The organism is Dechloromonas denitrificans (genome assembly GCF_001551835.1).
Taxonomy (GTDB): Bacteria; Pseudomonadota; Gammaproteobacteria; order Burkholderiales; family Rhodocyclaceae; genus Azonexus; species Azonexus denitrificans.
This window is the reverse complement of record NZ_LODL01000039.1, coordinates 86,246-104,471: the sequence shown is the minus strand read 5'-3', so window position 1 is coordinate 104,471 and position 18,226 is coordinate 86,246. Positions and strand designations below refer to the sequence as shown.

Genomic DNA, 18,226 nt, shown 5'->3' with positions numbered 1-18,226 from the left:
CTCTGCCCCCCCCTGTTTCCCCTCTGTGATTTGCATCGCCTTGCTTATTATTGTAAATAGCGAGCATTCTAGGAGATGCGCCTGGAATATGAAATATGGCTTTTGGCGTACTGGTTCTTTTACTCACCCTGGCTTTCCCGTACAAGCTCTGCGTGAGTGACGGAACTGATACCTACGCAGCCGCGGGGCGTCAGAGATATCCTGCACAAAGCATGCTCCAAGACCTCTGGATTTAGATTGAAAAGGTGCCGCAATTGGTGTTCGCTGAGCGCAGCATAAGGTGCCAAGGTAGCCGCTGAAATGCGTATCGGGCCGCCAGAAAACTCTTCTGATCGCCGGATCGCCTGTACCACATCGTCCACACAGGCAGCGAGATACGCTCGCTTGCGCATCAGTTTTTCTGCATTGGCAGCACGGGCAGTTACCTTCTTGCGCTCATCCAGCCAATCGGCATCACGCAAGCTAGAGCGAAAAAATGCCTGCTGAGAGAGGTTCTTCCAAACTCTCACGGTGGGTCTGGGAGCCCTGGAAATTGCGGCCATGATCGTTGCACGATCTGCTTCGATGCTGGGTAGCACTTCGGTCGCGCCTCGGCCACCGGGAGGGTAATGGGCTTCAAACCAAGCTTGGTCGAACAGGGTCAGGTACCAGAACAAAGTCTTATATCGTCGATATAGATAGGAGCGTGTTACCGCACGGCCAACATGTTTTTCGATTTCTGCGGTTTGCGTCCTGGCTTCCATCACAGAGCCGGGATGCCTGCGTGGAGCAGCAGATTCGTATGACTGTGAGCCATGCTCGTGGAGCGTAGCCATTACGCCTGCTAACGAGGTGATACGAACCCGAGTTTGCTCAAAATTAGCATCAATCGCCACTAGAACAGCACAAAACTGCGGAGCCCGAAATTCGCGCTTGCTGCTCAAAGCAAGCGGGGCGGAGCTGTAGATATCAGAGCGCTGCGGGGCCTGAGTGAGTATTGCCTTCGCACTCTCCTCACCATAGATCCCCGATAGCAGCGCCAGAAGTTCCGGACGGTTTTCCAGGCCTCGTTCGGCAAGTTGGCTATCGAAAAATTTGAAAAATACGCCACAAATCTCGACCGAGTCTTTGCAGAATAAAGCGTCGACACTGAACTGCGCCAAGCGCTCCCAAACTTCGCTGTGCTCAGGACCTCGATATTGACGCAGATCGTAGCCGCACGAGCAGATCAGCGGTGTCGGGACAAAGGTACTCGGCATGCGAAAAAGCTGTTCGCAACGAGGGCATCTGGAAATTAATGCGATGCGGTGCAGATGGCAAACTCGGACGAACGGAAGATGATGGGCTCGATGCAGATATGCCTCACCGAACCGTGTGAAATCCTCACTCAAGCATACCGGACAGAGCCTAAGCACTTGAGGGAGAAGAAAGCGCAGTCGTGGTAGAGACTGGCGCCGAGCCTTGAGAATGAGCAAAGGGAGAGGCCTGTGCGAATCCAAGTGGGAGAAATCAAAATGCTCGGCACTGTGAAAGCGTAGCCAATAAGGGTAAGTTGTATGTTCGAGTATGACGTGACGGTATGTAGTACCCAGAGCATCAAGCAGGCGTTCGAAGTCTGGAGTTGTCTGCACTATGTCTCGCCACTGTGCTTTATCGAGATTGCAGCGCGTATCAGGCTCCAGCAGATTGCGAATCACCGAGCCATGATTATGGATACCTAAGCGATACAACCAGCTTCCCAAAAGCTCATCCGGAAAAGGGCTCACCAAAAACGGAATTGCGCACCGATTTGACATAGATTATCTGGCTCAGGAGTATCGGATTACTTGGGCAATGGCATAAGTTTGCAGCGCTTCGCTGAAGTCTCGAATATTGGCTAGGCGCCGGATCCGCCACAACTTCAGGGGGAGGCCTTGGGTGATGAGTCGCTCTATCGCCCAGTCGATACGAAGGCACCGATACACGAATGGTGACTCCACCCATTGATTGAGGCGGGCATTAAGGTTCGGAAGGCGATTAAGATTGGTTCGAAGCATTGGATCGCCCAACTGGCAAAAAATGAAAGTTTTGCTGATCCGCGGCCGGTTGGTGCAAGATTTAGCGGTCTCGACAATCATATCTGCGCGCTGACACAAGCAATGGTCCCGGGCAGCCCAGTCGATCCGGAGTGAAGATGACCTTGGCTGCCGCAAAGCTTGGCAAGTCTGCCGAAGCCAAGCACGATCATGTCGGTACAGCCAGGCATACGTTGCCGAGGCGAGCGCACGAATCTGGCTCACTCCTGCTCTGTCGTGCTTTCGGGCGAGTTGTAGCCAACACAGCCGATGGCGGTGCCTCTCATGCTCGAGTTGGCGGACAGCATGTGCTCGGTTCAGCGCAGGCATTTGCGCACGCAGACGATAAACGGTCGCGATCGAGACTTGTTGTGCCAGGGCGATTGTCGCCAACGACTGACCTCGTTTGAGGGCTGCCTCAATGGCTGATCGGCGCTCGGGAAGCAGTTGCTTAGGCCTAGCCGCGACAGGTATGCCGAGAGCTCGCCGACGAGAGATGACAGTGGTTACGGAGAGGTGCAAGCACGCAGCAACCTGGCGGCACGAGAGTGAGCGATCAGTAAGTACTGCAGTAGCTTCACTCTTGGTTTGATGGTCATGTGATGCTTGGCTTCCGCCGTCAGGCGTAGCGCAGAGATTACTTAACGATTGGTTTGCCACATCTGCCACTTGCTTAAATTTTTTGATTGAGGTGAATAGAAAACCGATCAGCAACAGATGGCAGATTGGGTGCGATGCCCTGGAGGGGCGTTCCAGAAGCGAGCGCAACCAATAGAGGGGATGGTTAGGTGTCGCGAGGAGGCGATCGCGATGGGTAAAGTGCTCGAAATCGTTATAGTGGCTCCTCAGTGCAACCGTAAGCGCAACGTAGTCGATCCGATGCCGGAGGCTTCCAAAGCCCAGATTGCGAATCGCCGTGTTGTAGATTGCTACGCGCCAAAGCGGATCGATGACAGGCAATCCACCTTCAAGCAGATCACGTGACAATACAGAAAAGCTTCGCTGTAGCACATCGGCAGCCTTACGAACGATGCCACTACCAATTTGTCCAGGAGGCAAAATCAAACGTTGCTTGTCGGTCACAGCGTCCAGCAAGCTACATGGGACAAGATCAATGCCATGGGTAGCACAGCAAGTAACCCCAGGAAGTTGATGGCTACGATGCCAGTAAGGTGCCCCATGGTGGCCAATATCCTCGAGAATGCAATCTGAGCAATAGCGTAGCGGCGGACTGGCACCAAAACGATTTGCAACCCGCCCCATGAGTGTCTTGAGTCCTTTGCCGTCTCCAACAAGGAGCAGCCATAAAACGGCCGTGTGGCGCTCGGATGTCAGAAAAGGGCGGTGATAGGGATAGAGTGTCGCGGTATCGATCAGATGTTCAGGGGAGTTGGCGGGCGAAGCACTCCCCAATCGGTGGTGCAAGGCTTCCAGGCGGGTCGGTAGATCGGGACTCGGCACCACATCTTTTGTGCCAAACAGCGTCACGAGAAATTGTCTAGGATTGCCCAAGGCGTTGTAGGTAACCAATCGCGCCAGCCAGGAATACAAAAGTTCGTCAGGTAATAACGATGGCGTGTAGGGGATCGATAGCGTAGAGGCGGAGAGGTACAAGGTTACTCAAAACCACTGGCTACATGGCTAATGGATCTTCAAGAGGGAGATCGCCGTTGAACACCGCGCAGGGGGCCGGCAGGGCTTTCGAGCGTCGACGCCCCTTGTTATGGGGAGCGCCGTCGGCACTGACTTCCTCGAATTCATCAAGGGTGGCCTTTTTTGGAAGCGGATCCTGAGCCCCAAGGAGTTTACGCAGTGCCCGATATTTCGGACTGAATAGAAGATCGTCGAAAGCCCGAAGCTTTGTGGGGTTGCGGCTGCGCAGTGCCGCTATGGCCGGCTGCAAAAAAGCCATGTCCGTTGCGGCCGTACGCGCAAATGCAGCTGCGTCTATGGTCTCTCGCCCACCGATTTCGTTGCGCTGAGACAACCAGAAGGCCAAGGCCGCAAATGCCGTATTGCCTGCCGAGGCCGCGTACCAAGCGTTACGCACGGTCGTGTCGAGCCGGCCTTTCTTCTTCACGAAGCTATAGTCCCAATACGTTTCGCAAAAGTCATTCCACTGAGGATCATCGCTCGACATTGGACTCAATACGGTTTCACCGTATGAGGCGAGCTTTCTGGCGTTGCGGACGCTGTTCTCCACCACGGCTTGTACAGCAGGAGTTGCGAGAATGAAGAGACTAATACCGAGACGCTCGATGATTTCGCTAAACATATTTAGCATAAACTCGGCATTCCCACCCCGCGCACTACGCAGATTCTGCACTTCATCAACAACGAGAAAGCCCAACGAAACTGCGGTAGCAACCTGATTCATCAATTGAACCATGGCGGCAATCTGCCCTAGCGAACGTGCTTGACAGGCATAGCTAGTCTGGAGAAGGCGGTCGACTTCCTCGAAGAACTGCACACACAAGCTTTTGAGAGTCGCATCGTGCGGGACACGCAATACAAGATAGACCACTTGCATGCATTTCAATTTTTCACCCAGGTAAGCGGTGTGTTGGATAACCTGGGGATAACGCAACAAAAATGCCCCAATGAAAGTAGTCTTGCCCATACCACTAACGGCCATCATCAGATGCCCTTTGGCCGAGGATTTCCAATTGGCAGGAAACGGCAGGCCGTCGGTACCATTAGTTGCCAGAGCATGCCGACGCTGTCGATCTTGAGCACTGAGCGGGTTGCGTGCAACGTAGGTGTCACGCATCATGGTGGCCACGGCAATGCCCGCCTTTTGATATTCTGGAAAGGGATAGACAATGTCGTTCAGCGTCGATAATTCCATGAGCCGGGCAATCTCCGATCGCCGTCTCGTTGATGCAGTCGGCACCGGTGGATAATGTGCGAGGGCGGTAAGAAACTGCCGCTTGGTTGCCTCGAGAGGAGGCAAGGCCTCGATGAAAGGGTTCCCTGCGAAACGTCCAACGCCGGTATCGGTGTAGCTAGCCGGAATATGCTCGGTGCAACTCAACGCTTTCTCCTTTGTCGCCGAATAATTTCCAGATTTCGGATGCGCTCAGCCTCTTCCAGTGCAGCCCAATCTTCACCGCCTTCCGTGCTCATGGCTACCGGTTCAGCAAGGGGTCGTTGTGGCCGGCCAGATAGGGCGCGTTTGAGGTCGTTGGACTCCTGGGTGCGGATATCGAGTTGTTCCTGTTTGCTGACCTTGGCGGCAAGGGCACTACGCTTCGTCGGAGGGGATTTCTTACCGCTCTTGGCCGCGACACGATGCACACGGCTGGCATGGTCTGCACGCGCCCAAATCCGAGCAGTTTCCGTCCTGAAAGCCTCCTCCTCGTCCAGCGTCAAACCAGCCAATTCCTGAGCGCTGCCAGGAGTTGCACGAAAGATGGCCCATTCGCGTCCGGAACACGGCACGAAGACCTCTACCGGATCTGTCTTATCAACCCGGATGCTAATCTGTTTGGCACGTGCTGTAGACCTAGCAGCAATATCGAATGCAACCTCATTGATGGGTAGATAGGCTCGGCTCTTGTAGCGTACTACGCCTTTACCGATGTTTGCTGTGTCGACGCTTAGCAATAAGCGCTGATAGTCGGCATCGGTCAGCGGCGGGCTGCGCAGACCCGAGATGTGCTCAAGCCCCCAGAGGTAAGCCTCCTTGGGAACCGGCTGCACACCGGCTTGAGTCAAAATACGGCGGCGACGCAATGCTGTGTGTGGACGATGATTGTGGTCATCGATAATCTCGATCAAGAAACGGTAGGCTTCTGCCAACGAATGCACAGCGGCAGCTTCCGACTTTCGTGCCACCCGTTTAGAGATAGGGTCGAGTGGCCGATCGGCATAAACACCCTTCATTCCCGAAGAAGCCATGCGGCGCTTGAGTTCTCGGATCAAACGCTCGACAATTGCCTTGCCATCCGGGCAGAGCGGCGGCAGCGGTGTTAAATCAATACGAAGATCCTGAACGACGGACTGCTCCATAGATTCGCTCATAAAGTCAGCCCCCCTATCCGGGCAAAGAACAGCCGGCACGCGTCCGATCGGCCAGCGCTTGTCGCTAATATCTACGCCCAATGCCTGAAAACGAGTTTCGCGCGAGGTAAAGGCGATCAGTAAGGTATAGCGTACTTCTTCATAGGAAGGCGATTTCAGAGACAAGTAGGCAGAAACGACAAATCGGCTCCAGCGGTCGATAATCAGGTAAATAGTCGGTTTGCCAACCAGGACAGGCGGGTCACCCGACGACACTAAGTGCAGCCGGCCGCCGGTAGAGTCAATCTCGTAGATTTCGCCTGGGCCAGCGGCCCGTACTGAGCCAAGGTAGCCAGGGTTACTGGCTCGTGTGCGCAAATTCTGGGCAAGTTTTTCACTTAAACGCGCATGGAGCTCCGTGTAATAACGGTACTGCTTGAGAGTCACGGGCTCAACACGTTTCCCAGCTAGATACTCCGCGTAAATTTTGGGGTGACGCCGTTGAAATTGCCTGGAGAGATACTCTTCATGCGCCGTGGTTTTGAATGTTGGGCCCTTCCGCAGGCAGGCCTCCAGTGCAGCGACCATGTCGGCGATATCATCCGAAGTTACGATGAAATCATTGCGCCCCAGTTCTTCAGTAAGGATCGACTGGCGGCCGCGTCGCTTCGGCAGAGACTGATCGAGACCCACAACAGGAGCATCGTATGCCGGTTGGCCAGCCTTAACTCCGGGGGTCAGGGGCTGGAGAGCGAGGCGCGTGCGGCCAAAATAGTAGTAGCGCAGCACCATCCTCTGTAGCGTAACAAAGCTGATCTGCGATGCGATAGCGTGGGCTCGGATAAGTGCACTAAAGCGCGATGGAGCAAGGTTAACTTCCTGATCAAATGCGCGGATTAAGGGTTCGATCAAGGACAAAGAGGCATTGAGCTGTTCCTCCTGCGCGATCATTCCCGGGGATACACTGGAGAACTCTGGCGGCAAGGGTATTCTCCCCCAGGTCAAGGGTGCCCCATCTGCCATAACCGAGAGTTTCTCCTTAGCTACTCGCTGCGGACGCCGTGCCTGGCGAACTTGCCTCGCCTCTCCCACCCACATGACGAAGATAGAGTCTTGGAAGACATGGGTTACACGTAGGTAGGCCGGCTCAGACGTGCCAAGACGCAGCACTAATCCCGGAGCGGGTTCAGAATGAGGCAACGGTTCAAAATCAAGTGTCGGCATCGCGAAGTACGAGCGGTCTGTCCAATTCGAGTTGGTGCGTTAATGACACATCGAGGTGAGCACTCCAGGCGCAGTAGCGAAAGAGGTTTTGGGCTTCGGCTTCGTTTATGCACATCAGCCGAGCAGTCTTGCGAATCAACTCACTGAGCAGGATGTTGGTACCGTACTCCCCGAGAAAGTATTCGGAGAAACGTGCAGCTCGATCCTGATCCGGCTCATAACGATTGGAAAACCAGGTTCGCATAAAACGTAAGGTCGCTAACATGGTCTTAGTAAATGCTGAGGTATCGACCAAAGTCCAAGGAATACCGCGTTCACTGCACCAGGCATGCTCGACCGCGAGGCGGCGACGAATTTCAGGATCAAGCGCGTCAGAAGGAGTCTTGATACTAGCAGCACGATGTGTAACGCTATCATTGACCATTTCCGTAATCAGAAAGTCAATCGTTAACGGCTCCGGATAAGGGCCGCGAAACGGGTGGCGCACACCGAACTGGCGACAGAGTTCAAGCGTCCGGTCAATATCCAAGATCGGCCATTGCTCTCGGAGGTCGAGCAGCGTGGATTTACGCTCCATCAGGTGAAAGTAAATAGCCTCGTATTCAGAGAGCAAGTGATACGGACGTCGTATGACAATTCCAGGCGGCATCGAAGAGGTGCCAACCGAGGGTACATCGCGCGACTTTAGCCAAGGTTTATATTGAGAAGCGGCACCAATGCCACGGCCCCGGCGGATTCGCGAGCGCAGGTAGGAAGGATAGAGGTTGGGATCTGCTTTCCAGTACACGCCACAATTATAAGCACATAAGAATTATTCTCCACAATAATAGTCATTTAAAGGCGACATCCAGGGCTGCTACGACTCGCTGTGCCGGCTACTGGAGTGCTGCGCCTTCGACCCGGCCCGTGATCGCCTGTGGCTGGTCGGCGACCTGGTCAATCGCGGCCCGAAATCGCTCGAAACCCTGCGCCTGATGAAATCGTTGGGGCCGGCTGCGCTGACCGTGCTCGGCAACCACGACCTGTACCTGCTGATGGTGGCCGAAGGCGGCGCCAAGTTCCGCGGCAAGGACGACACGCTGCAGGCCATTTTCGACGCCCCCGACTGCGCCGAACTGCTCGACTGGCTACGCCGGCAGCCGCTGTGCCACACCGAAGGCGAGTACTGCCTGGTCCATGCCGGCCTGCTCCCGCAATGGACGGCGAGCTGCGCCCGCGAGTTGGCTCGCGAAGTCGAAGCTGCACTGCAAGGCCCCGATTACCGGGAGTTCGTCACCAACCTGTGGGGCAGCGAGCCGGCCGGCTGGTCCGACGAGTTGAGCGGCTGGCAGCGTCTGCGCGTCATCGTCAATGCGATGACCCGGATGCGCTTCTGTACGCCGGAAGGCATCATGGAATTCAAGACCAAGGGCGAACTGGTCAACGCCCCGGCCGGCCATCTGCCGTGGTTCGACGCCCCGAACCGGCAAAGCGCCGATTCAGTGCTGGTCACTGGTCACTGGTCGGCACTCGGCCTGAAAATCACGCCGAATCTGCTGGCGCTGGACTCCGGCTGCCTGTGGGGCGGCCATCTGACGGCAGTGCGCCTGGAAGACCGCCAGGTGTTTCAGGTGGATTGCTCGCCAGGGGAAGCTCTGCCGCTAAAGCGATAGCCTCGCGCGCCTCGGCGGCGACCTGCTTGCGGTCCTCACCATTCAGGCCGCGCCGCGGCGTCGTCACCAGCCGGGCAATCAAGCGCTTACGGCCGAGAATGGCCCGCGTGCATTGGCCCAGCGAAATATCGCCATCGTAACGCGGCGCCAGGCTGCGCTGGCCGTCGAGTTCCCAGTAGGAAATTGCCACCGGCAACACCGGATAGCCGGCCGTCAGGGCCGGTTGCAGCAGCGCGGCGTGGAAATGCAGCAGACTGCGCCCATCGGTCGTCGTTCCTTCCGGAAAAACCGCGACATGCCGGCCACGCTCCAGCAGTTCACCGATTTCCTGATTGACGATCTTGGCGTGGCCGCGACTGCCCCGACGCAGGAAGATCGTATCGTTCTTCGCCGCCAGCCAGCCGATCACCGGCCAGTCACGGACTTCCGCCTTGGAGACGAAGGCCGAGGGCAAGGCTGCATTAATGACGTAGATATCGATCCAGGAAACATGGTTGGCGACGAGCAGGGCGCCCGGTATCGCATGCGTCAGGTCCGCCTCGACCTCGACGCCGAGCGTGTCGAGCAGGGCGACCGCCCAGCTCGACTTGAGGCGTAGACGCGCCGCTTCGCTACAGATCGGGAAGAGCAGAAAAGTTGCGACCAAACCGGCCAGCACCAGCAGGCCCAGACGGAAAAGACGATAACAGCGGATCAGCAGGTTGGTTTCTTGCAGACGGTTTATCCCAGGTAGTGTTTGGCGTAACGACTGGAGACCTTGGCCATCGGCATCAGGATCGGCAGGTCGGCCGTGTTGAAATCGGGGTCCCAGGCTGGTTCACCGCAGATCCACGCGCCGGCCCGCAGATAGCCCTTGATCAGTGGCGGCGTCTCGGCCGGCCGGTCCTGCTGCAAGGCAGCCAGGGGCAAGGGGCAGCGCGGGAAGACACGATATTCCTGTGGCCCGAGATGCTCGGCCAGCCGATTATACAGACTGGCCGCAGCATGACCGCCATCGGCCATGCTGATCGAGGCGCAGCCCATCAGGTAGTCGTAACCGCGCTCCAGCATGTATTCGGCGAGACCGGACCAGAGCAGCGTGATGGTTGCCCCGGTACGGTAATCGGGATGGACGCAGGAACGGCCGATTTCGACCAGTCGCGAACGCAGATGCTGCAGGCGGGTCAGATCGAACTCGTTCTCCGAGTAATAACCGATCTGGCGGGCATTTTCCGGCGACAGGATGCGGTAGGTGCCGACCACTTCGCCACTTTGCGTATCGCGCACCACCAGATGCTCGCAATAGGGGTCGTAGATATCATGATCGACGCCGGGCGTCCGGCTCGGCAGATTCGCCCCCATTTCACCGGCAAAGACGCGGTAACGCAGGCGCTGGGCATCGAGGATTTCGCTCTGGCTACGGGCAAAGCCGACCGCCAGGCTCCTCTTTTCAGGGCGACTACGGGCCGCCTTGGTATGGATGTTTTCCATGTTGTTCTCCGTTTTATGTACGGAGAACAGCATGCAAGGGCGGTGTTACACCGCTATTGCCCGATTTTTACAGGCAAGTTTCAGCGCGTGACGCGCGTCTCGCCCTGGCCTGACAGCACGCGCACCGGGTCGCCGGCCCGGAATTCGCCGGGCACGGCTTCCTGGACGACGACAATCATTCGACCACCATCCAGTTCGACGGCAATTTCCAGCGCTTCCTTGCGGGTCACGCCTTCCTCCACCGTACTGCCGGCCAGACCACCAGCGACGGCCCCAATCACGGCACCGACGATCTGCCCCTTGCCGCCGCCAACGCTGCTGCCGGCAACGCCGCCGACGGCAGCACCGGCCATCGCCCCGACGCCCGACTTGGTGCCTTCCATGCGCACCGGGCGCACCGATTCGACGATGCCCTTGCGCACGGTCATTTCACGCCGCGCCTGATCGCGCGTATAGACATCGCCGGATTTGCTGCTGGCGCAGGCGCCAAGCAACAAGACAACAAGGAGCAGGGAGAGCGTTTTCATGGCCGCTTTTACCAGGGCAAGGCGCCAAAGGCGCGCTGATAGCGGGCGGCGATTTCCTCGCGGCTGGGCTGATGGTTCTGGCCACCGCGATGGGCAATCTTGATCGCCCCCATCACCGAGGCCAGGCGGCCCGTGGTCAGCCAGTCGAAACCGTTGGCAATGCCGTAAAGCAGGCCGGCACGATAGGCGTCGCCGCAGCCGGTCGGATCGACCACAGCATCGGCTTCGACGCAGGGAATGTCGTAGCGCTGGCCAGCCGCGTAAATCTCGGAACCTTCGCCGCCCCGGGTGACGATCAGCGCCTGGACTTCAGTCGCCAGTTGTTCCAGGCTGCGCCCGGTCCGCTCGCAGAGCAGCTTGGCCTCGTAATCGTTGAAACAGGCGTATTCGGCCTGGCGCATGAATTCGAGCAGGTCGTCGCCGCTGAACATCGGCAGGCCCTGGCCCGGATCGAAGACGAAGGGCACGCCGGCCGCGGCAAAGTCGCGGGCGTGCTGCATCATGCCTTCACGGCCATCCGGCGCGACGATGCCGAGCTTGGGCTGGGCATGCTCGACCTTGTTGAGATGCGAAAAACTCATCGCTCCCGGGTGAAAAGCGGTGATCTGGTTGTCATCGAGGTCGGTGGTGATGAAAGCCTGGGCAGTAAAACTGCCCGGTACTTGGCGAACGTGCGTGCGCGGCAAGCCGAGGCGGTCGAGACGCTCGAGGTAGGCCGGCGCGTCGTCGCCGACCGTCGCCATGATCAGCGGCTCGCCACCAAGCAGCATCAGGTTGTAGGCAATGTTGCCGGCACAACCGCCAAACTCACGGCGCATTTCCGGAACCAGGAAGGCGACGTTCAAAATGTGGATCTGTTCGGGCAGGATGTGGTTCTTGAAGCGGTCGGGAAAGACCATGATGTTGTCGAAGGCCAGCGAACCGCAAATCAGGGTAGTCATCGAAAATTCTCAGGGGTAAAAGACATAAAGTCGGTAGCCGGCAGCGCCGATGCCCTTGGCCTCGATCCACAGGCGCACCGCGACTTCGCCGTTGGCCGGGAAGGACGCGGGTGGCGCGCTCGGTGGCAGGTAGTCGGGGGGCAGCAGTACGCGGCGGGAAACGATGGTGTCGTGGGTGTCGGTCAGGGTCAGTTCGAGTGCCGGCCAGGCCTGGGCAAAGGCGGCCCGATTGCGCAGCGTGGCCTGCAGCACGAACAGGCCGCGCTGGTTGTCCGACTGCAGATCGGAGGTCTCGATGGCGACCAGTTCGGAATTCTGCGCCAGCGGCACGTCGACCGCAGCAAGTTCATAGAGTGCCGCCGCCGATGGCATCCGCTGCACTACCTCGGTACGGAAATAATAGAGCAACTGGCCGATCAACACGGCGCCCAGGATGATCGAGCACAGCACGAACGGCCAGACCGGACGCCGCCCCGGTTCGCTGTCGAAACCACCCAGTCCGTTGCCGGCCAGGGTGCCTGCCGCCCAGCGGTTGTAGCCAGGCATTTCGCTCAACTCGCGGGCCGCAACCAGGCCGGCCTCACGAGCGGCATATGTCGAGGCCTCCAGGGTCTCGGCAGAAGCCAGCGGCTCGTCGAGACTGGTGGGCGGAACGGTTTCGGCCGCCGGCTCTGGCTCTGGCTCTGGCTCTGGCTCTGGCTCTGGCTCTGGCTCCGGCTCTGGCTCCGGCTCCGGCTCCGGCTCCGGCTGCCAATTGGATTCCACCGGTACGGCCGGGGCAAGAACTTCGAGGGGTATTTGTTCAGCAGGTACCGAAACCGGCAGTTCTGGCTCGGCTGGCGGAGCGAGCGTCACTGGTTCGCTAACAACAGGCGACACCGATATAACATCCGGTGGATCCTGCAGCAGTTCGTCAAAGGCATTGAACAGGGCCTGGCAATGGCCGCAACGGACCTTGCCGGCCTTCAGACGCAACTGCTCGGTCGTCACACGGAAAACCGTGCTGCAGACCGGGCAGCGTGTCCGCATCAGGGCTTGACCCCGCTCAAGCACACCCAATCCTCACGCGTATCGGCGACCTGCATCGGCAGCCACTGCGCGTAAATGCTGATGATTTCCTCAGCCTGCTCGCGCAGGATACCGGACAGGGCCAAGCGGCCACCGGAACGGACATGGGCGCAGATGGCCGGGGCCAGCACCCGCAGCGGATTGGAAAGGATGTTGGCGACGACCAGATCGTATTCGCCGGCCACCGGTTGGGCCGAATCGGCAAACAGCGCCGTGACGCCATTGCGCTCGGCATTGGCCCGCGCCGCGTCAACTGCCTGCGGGTCGATATCGACCCCGGCCACCCGACCGGCGCCGAGGCGGGCCGCCGCAATGGCCAGGATGCCAGAACCGCAACCGTAGTCGAGTACAGTGCACTCGGCCGTCACGTTACGCTCCAGCCACTCCAGGCAAAGCCGGGTGGTCGGGTGCGAACCGGTGCCGAAAGCCATGCCCGGATCAAGAATCAGGTTGACCGCCGCCGGGTCCGGCGACTCGTGCCACGAGGGCACGATCCACAGGCGCTCGGAAACACGGATCGGGTCGAACTGCGACTGGGTCAGTTGCACCCAGTTCTGCTCGGCCACCTCCTCGACGCTGTACTCCGCCACAGTGGGCAGACCGATCGCCGCTGCCGCTTCGGCGAGCAGCGCGTCGATATCGGCATCCGCCTCGAGCAGCGCGACGACGCGCGAATGCTCCCAACCCGGCGAATTGACCGAGCCCGGTTCGCCGAACTGCGGCTGCTCGTCCGGCGTACCGGCATCGGCATCCTCCAGCGAGGCCGACAGGGCACCGGCCTCGAGCAACGCATCACACATCGGCTCGGCATGCGCCGCGTCGGTCAAGAAACTGACACTTTTCCAGCCCATGCTCAGTTCTTCACTTCGCCCTTGTCGGCGAGTTTTTGTTCGAGATAGTGAATGCTCGTGCCGCCTTCGACGAAACGGGCATCCTGCATCAGTTCCTGGTGCAGCGGAATATTGGTCTTGATGCCCTGAATGCTCATCTCGGACAGCGCAATCCGCATCCGGCGAATCGCCTGCTCGCGGGTATCGCCGTAGGCAATCACCTTGGCCACCATGGAGTCGTAATGCGACGGCACGGTATAGCCCTGATAGATGTGCGAATCAACCCGGATACCGGGGCCGCCGGGCGGATGATAAAACGTGATCTTGCCGGGAGACGGCACGAACGTGAAGGGATCTTCAGCGTTAATGCGGCATTCGACGGAGTGACCGCGGAACACGATGTCCTTCTGCTTGTAGCGCAGCTTCTCGCCGGCCGCGACGCGAATCTGTTCCTGCACGATATCGACACCGGTGATCATTTCAGTCACCGGATGCTCGACCTGGACGCGGGTGTTCATTTCGATGAAATAGAACTCGCCGTTTTCGTAGAGGAACTCGAAAGTCCCCGCTCCACGATAACCGATCTTGCGGCAGGCTTCGGCACAGCGCTCGCCGATCCGGCTGATCAGGCGGGCCGGAATATGCGGCGCCGGCGCCTCTTCGATGACCTTCTGGTGGCGACGCTGCATCGAGCAGTCGCGTTCGCCGAGATAGATCGCGCTCTTGTACTCGTCAGCCAGCACCTGGATTTCCACGTGGCGCGGGTTTTCCAGGTATTTTTCCATGTACACCGCCGGATTGCCGAAGAACGTACCGGCTTCCTGACGGGTCATGCCCACGGCGTTGACCAGGGCAGCTTCGGTGTGGACAACACGCATGCCGCGCCCGCCGCCACCACCGGCCGCCTTGATGATCACCGGGTAGCCGACGGCGCGGGCGATCTTGATGATTTCCTTCGGGTCTTCCGGCAGCGCGCCGTCGGAACCGGGCACGCAGGGGACGCCGGCTTCCTTCATGGCGTTCTTGGCCGACACCTTGTCGCCCATCAGACGAATGGTTTCGGCGCGCGGGCCGATGAAGACGAAACCGGAGGTTTCGACGCGCTCGGCAAAGTCGGCGTTTTCGGAAAGGAAGCCGTAACCCGGGTGAATGGCCTGGGCATCGGTTACTTCGGCTGCCGAAATGATGGCCGGCACGTTCAGGTAGCTCAGCGTCGACGAAGCCGGCCCGATACAGACCGACTCGTCGGCCAGCTTGACGTATTTCGCATCGCGGTCGGCCTCGGAGTGCACGACCACCGTCTTGATGCCCAGCTCGCGGCAGGCGCGCTGGATACGCAAGGCGATTTCGCCGCGATTAGCGATCAGGATTTTTTCAAACATGGCCATATCAGCCAATCACGAACAGCGGTTCACCAAATTCGACCGGCTCGCCATTCTCGAGCAGGATGGCCTTAACCACGCCGGAGGCATCGGCTTCGATTTCGTTGAGCAGCTTCATCGCTTCGATGATGCACAGCGTGTCGCCCTGCTTGACGCTCTGGCCGATCTGCACGAAAGCTTCGGCACCCGGCGACGGCGAACGGTAGAAAGTGCCGACCATCGGCGACTTGACGACGTGGCCTTCCGGCAGCTCGTCTTCGTCATCGAGATTGACCGAGGAAGCGGCCGGGGCGCCCGGGGCTTGCATGGGCATCGGGGCGGCATAATATTGTTGCGGGGCAGCGTTGACCGCACCATAATGCTTGGCAATGCGCACTTTTTCTTCGCCTTCGGTCACTTCCAGCTCGGAAATACCGGATTCCTGAACGAGGTCGATGAGTTTTTTGAGTTTACGCAGATCCATGGATGACTCCCTTCTGTATTGCGCCGCGGGGACGCAAAAAGCCGGCCGAAGCCGGACTATTCGATATTAAGTTTGTTAAGCAGATACTCGAGGGCCAGCAGGTAGCCCTGATGACCCAGGCCGCAGATAACGCCGATGGCCAGGTCAGAGAAATAAGAGTGATGCCGGAACGGTTCGCGGGCATGCACGTTGGACAGATGCACTTCGACGAACGGAATGGCCACCGCCGCCAGCGCATCGCGCAGGGCGACACTGGTATGGGTGTAGGCCGCCGGATTGATGATGATGGCGCGCACACCCTGCTCGCGGGCAGCGTGGATGCGCTCGATCAACGCCCCTTCGTGATTGCTCTGGAAAGCCTCGAGCTCAACGCCGGCACTTTCGGCCAGTTGGGCCAGCGCCAGGTTGATATCCGACAGGGTCACCCGGCCATAATGCTCGGGTTCACGAGTGCCAAGCAGGTTCAGATTGGGCCCGTGCATCACCAGGATGCGGGGCTTGTCGACCGGCTTGGAATCGGGCTTTTGCTTCTTCATAGCTGCAAGTTTGCCGCAAATCGCAGCATTTTGTCTAGCTTATTCCGAAAGTAAGGCACGCAGCGTATCGGCGCGGACACGTTCGCGCTGGCGGCCGTCCCGATGCTTCAGACTGACCCTTTCCAGCAGGGGCGACATGATAACAAGGTTCGCCTCAACCGTGTCTGTCTCCATCACCAAGACCGCCTCGACGCGCTCATTGCGCGAAGCGGCATGCTCGACATCGATGCCGCGATTGAGCAGGAAGATCTCGACCTCCTTGGCACTGTCAGCAAAGAGCAGGATGTCGATGCGGGAATGCTCGCCGGCCGTGCCGTCGAGCACCGAACCGGTCAGGTAGGGATGGAAATCGGCCAGCAAGTCGAGCAACTCGAGCGCCGAATGACGCATGGCGAGCAGCATCTCTTCGTGCTCATCGCCGTTGTACAGGCTGCGATAGGCCCGTAATTCGGCCTCAACTTCGGCATTGTCGGGAAACGCGACATGCTCGCTCAGCCCTAGCTGGCGGGCGGCCTTGCGTTTGGCCTGGTGATAGTCGGTAATGCCATCCTCCGCCATCAGGCGGGCAGCGGCACTGGCAATACTGGCTCGCGTGCCGGCGAGCTGGCGGGGCCGTTCATGGCGGGGCATGGGCGCTCGATCAGGGTAAAATCGCCCCCATTCTAACGGCTCTCTGTGACATGCACATTCATATTCTCGGCATCTGCGGCACCTTCATGGGTGGCGTCGCACAACTGGCGGTGGCCGCCGGCCACAAGGTTACCGGCTGCGATGCCAACGTCTATCCGCCGATGAGCGACCAGTTGCGCGGCGCCGGCGTCGAGCTGATCGAAGGCTTCGATATCGCCCAACTGGCGCTGCAGCCCGATGTCTTCGTCGTCGGCAACGCCATCTCGCGCGGCAACCCGCTGCTCGAAGCGGTGCTCGACAAGGGCCTGCCTTACGTTTCCGGCCCGCAGTGGCTGGCCGAAAATGTGTTGCAGGGGCGCTGGGTGCTCGGTGTCGCCGGCACGCACGGCAAGACGACGACCAGCTCGATGCTCGCCTGGATTCTCGAAGACGCCCATATGGCGCCGGGTTTCCTGATTGGCGGCGTACCGCTTAATTTTGGCGTTTCGGCCCGCCTCGGCGACACGCCCTTCTTCGTCATCGAAGCCGACGAGTACGACACCGCCTTCTGCGACAAACGTTCCAAGTTCGTCCATTACAAGCCGCGGACCGTCGTCCTGAACAATCTCGAATTCGATCACGCCGACATCTTCGCCGATCTCGCAGCCATCGAAACCCAATTCCATCATCTGGTTCGTACGCTGCCGGCCAGTGGCCTGATCGTCTCGAATGCTGGCGAAGCCAGCCTGGAGCGCGTGTTGCAGCGCGGTTGCTGGACGCCGGTCGAGCGGTTCAACGACGTGGCCGGCTATCGCGTTACCGGTGACGACGCCAGCGGCGAACTGGTCTTGCATGGCGCGCCGGGCGAAATCGGCCGGACGACCTGGGCGCTGTCCGGTGAACACAACCGGGCCAATGCCTGCGCCGCGCTGCTCGCCGCTCGCCACGTCGGCGTGCCGCTCGACAAGGGGCTGGAAGCGCTGTCCCGCTTCGTCAACGTCAAGCGCCGCATGGAAGTGCGCGGCGAGGTGCGCGGCATTACGGTGTACGACGATTTTGCCCACCACCCGACGGCGATCACCACTACCGTGGCCGGCCTGCGCCGCAAGGTGGGCGACGCCCGCATCCTGGCCGTGCTGGAGCCGCGCTCGAACACCATGAAACTGGGCACCATGAAAAGCCAGTTGCCGGACAGCCTGCGCGAAGTCGATAGCGCCTTCTGCTATGCCGCCAACCTCGGCTGGGATGCCCGCGAAGCGCTGGCGCCGATGGGCGAACGGGCGCTGGTTGAAGACAACCTCGACGAACTGGTCGCCAAAATCGTCGCGGCCGCGCGGCCCGGCGATCAAATCCTGGTTATGAGCAACGGCGGCTTTGGCGGCATCCACGGCAAGCTGCTGGCGGCGCTGGCCGGCTAAAGAAGCGGTCACTCCGCAGTCGCAACCCCGGTTCTAGCCGATGCCGGCGGTCGACCATGAAAAACAAGGCA

General features: G+C 59.3%; 16 protein-coding genes and 1 pseudogene. 2 read left to right on the top strand and 15 right to left on the bottom strand.

Going from position 1 to position 18,226, the window contains the following annotated elements; translation table 11 throughout:
- Positions 1–119: 119 nt before the first annotated feature.
- From AT959_RS18775 to AT959_RS18750, 5 genes are all read right to left on the bottom strand, one after another.
- Positions 120–1,775, bottom strand: a complete 1,656-nt coding sequence (locus tag AT959_RS18775) for a TniQ family protein (protein ID WP_083518500.1) — start codon at positions 1,773–1,775, stop codon at positions 120–122.
- 12 nt (positions 1,776–1,787) lie between these two features.
- A complete protein-coding gene (locus tag AT959_RS20730) occupies positions 1,788–3,647 on the bottom strand; it encodes a TnsD family Tn7-like transposition protein (protein WP_083518499.1) in 1,860 nt (619 codons plus the stop codon).
- 19 nt (positions 3,648–3,666) lie between these two features.
- Positions 3,667–5,067, bottom strand: coding sequence for an ATP-binding protein (locus AT959_RS18760; RefSeq protein WP_066886742.1), 1,401 nt, complete (start codon positions 5,065–5,067; stop codon positions 3,667–3,669).
- Positions 5,064–7,019 (bottom strand): DDE-type integrase/transposase/recombinase, encoded by a 1,956-nt coding sequence (locus tag AT959_RS18755; protein ID WP_205629965.1) that lies wholly within the window; start codon positions 7,017–7,019, stop codon positions 5,064–5,066. Before AT959_RS18755 ends, AT959_RS18760 begins: the two co-directional genes overlap by 4 nt.
- Positions 7,020–7,245: 226 nt before the next feature.
- Positions 7,246–8,046 carry a TnsA endonuclease N-terminal domain-containing protein gene (locus AT959_RS18750; protein WP_157651362.1) on the bottom strand — a complete coding sequence of 267 codons (801 nt, stop codon included), beginning with the start codon at positions 8,044–8,046 and terminating at the stop codon, positions 7,246–7,248.
- 58 nt (positions 8,047–8,104) lie between these two features.
- On the opposite strand from AT959_RS18750, the gene AT959_RS18745 reads away from it, so the two are divergent.
- Positions 8,105–8,911 carry a symmetrical bis(5'-nucleosyl)-tetraphosphatase gene (locus tag AT959_RS18745; protein WP_066886732.1) on the top strand — a complete coding sequence of 269 codons (807 nt, stop codon included), beginning with the start codon at positions 8,105–8,107 and terminating at the stop codon, positions 8,909–8,911.
- A gap of 190 nt (positions 8,912–9,101) precedes the next feature.
- Here AT959_RS18745 and AT959_RS21925 read toward each other — a convergent pair.
- The 10 genes and pseudogenes from AT959_RS21925 to AT959_RS18700 all read right to left on the bottom strand — a co-directional run.
- Positions 9,102–9,569, bottom strand: a pseudogene (locus AT959_RS21925) (lysophospholipid acyltransferase family protein); the annotation flags it as partial.
- A 62-nt stretch (positions 9,570–9,631) separates the two neighbouring features.
- Positions 9,632–10,381: a GNAT family N-acetyltransferase gene (locus tag AT959_RS18740; RefSeq protein WP_066886729.1), complete on the bottom strand. Its 750-nt coding sequence runs from the start codon at positions 10,379–10,381 to the stop codon at positions 9,632–9,634.
- Between the two features lie 80 nt (positions 10,382–10,461).
- Positions 10,462–10,908, bottom strand: a complete 447-nt coding sequence (locus tag AT959_RS18735) for an outer membrane lipoprotein (RefSeq protein WP_066886726.1) — start codon at positions 10,906–10,908, stop codon at positions 10,462–10,464.
- Positions 10,909–10,916: 8 nt separating this feature from the next.
- Positions 10,917–11,849, bottom strand: a complete 933-nt coding sequence (locus AT959_RS18730; protein WP_066886723.1) for a carbohydrate kinase family protein — start codon at positions 11,847–11,849, stop codon at positions 10,917–10,919.
- Between the two features lie 9 nt (positions 11,850–11,858).
- Entirely contained in the window at positions 11,859–12,878 is a 1,020-nt protein-coding gene (locus AT959_RS18725) for a DUF3426 domain-containing protein (RefSeq protein WP_066886720.1), read from the bottom strand.
- Positions 12,878–13,768: a 50S ribosomal protein L11 methyltransferase gene (gene prmA, locus AT959_RS18720; RefSeq protein WP_066886717.1), complete on the bottom strand. Its 891-nt coding sequence runs from the start codon at positions 13,766–13,768 to the stop codon at positions 12,878–12,880. Before prmA ends, AT959_RS18725 begins: the two co-directional genes overlap by 1 nt.
- A gap of 2 nt (positions 13,769–13,770) precedes the next feature.
- Positions 13,771–15,129 (bottom strand): acetyl-CoA carboxylase biotin carboxylase subunit, encoded by a 1,359-nt coding sequence (gene accC, locus AT959_RS18715; protein WP_066886774.1) that lies wholly within the window; start codon positions 15,127–15,129, stop codon positions 13,771–13,773.
- A 7-nt stretch (positions 15,130–15,136) separates the two neighbouring features.
- Entirely contained in the window at positions 15,137–15,592 is a 456-nt protein-coding gene (gene accB, locus AT959_RS18710) for an acetyl-CoA carboxylase biotin carboxyl carrier protein (protein ID WP_066886713.1), read from the bottom strand.
- Between the two features lie 56 nt (positions 15,593–15,648).
- The gene (gene aroQ, locus AT959_RS18705; RefSeq protein ID WP_066886710.1) at positions 15,649–16,128 is read right to left on the bottom strand and encodes a type II 3-dehydroquinate dehydratase; all 480 of its coding nucleotides are present in this window, start codon (positions 16,126–16,128) and stop codon (positions 15,649–15,651) included.
- Positions 16,129–16,167: 39 nt separating this feature from the next.
- A complete protein-coding gene (locus AT959_RS18700) occupies positions 16,168–16,758 on the bottom strand; it encodes a hypothetical protein (protein ID WP_066886705.1) in 591 nt (196 codons plus the stop codon).
- 50 nt (positions 16,759–16,808) lie between these two features.
- Here AT959_RS18700 and mpl point away from each other — a divergent pair, with 50 nt between their 5' ends.
- On the top strand, positions 16,809–18,155 hold the full coding sequence (mpl, locus tag AT959_RS18695) for a UDP-N-acetylmuramate:L-alanyl-gamma-D-glutamyl-meso-diaminopimelate ligase (protein WP_066886700.1): 1,347 nt from the start codon (positions 16,809–16,811) through the stop codon (positions 18,153–18,155).
- Positions 18,156–18,226 lie beyond the last annotated feature (71 nt).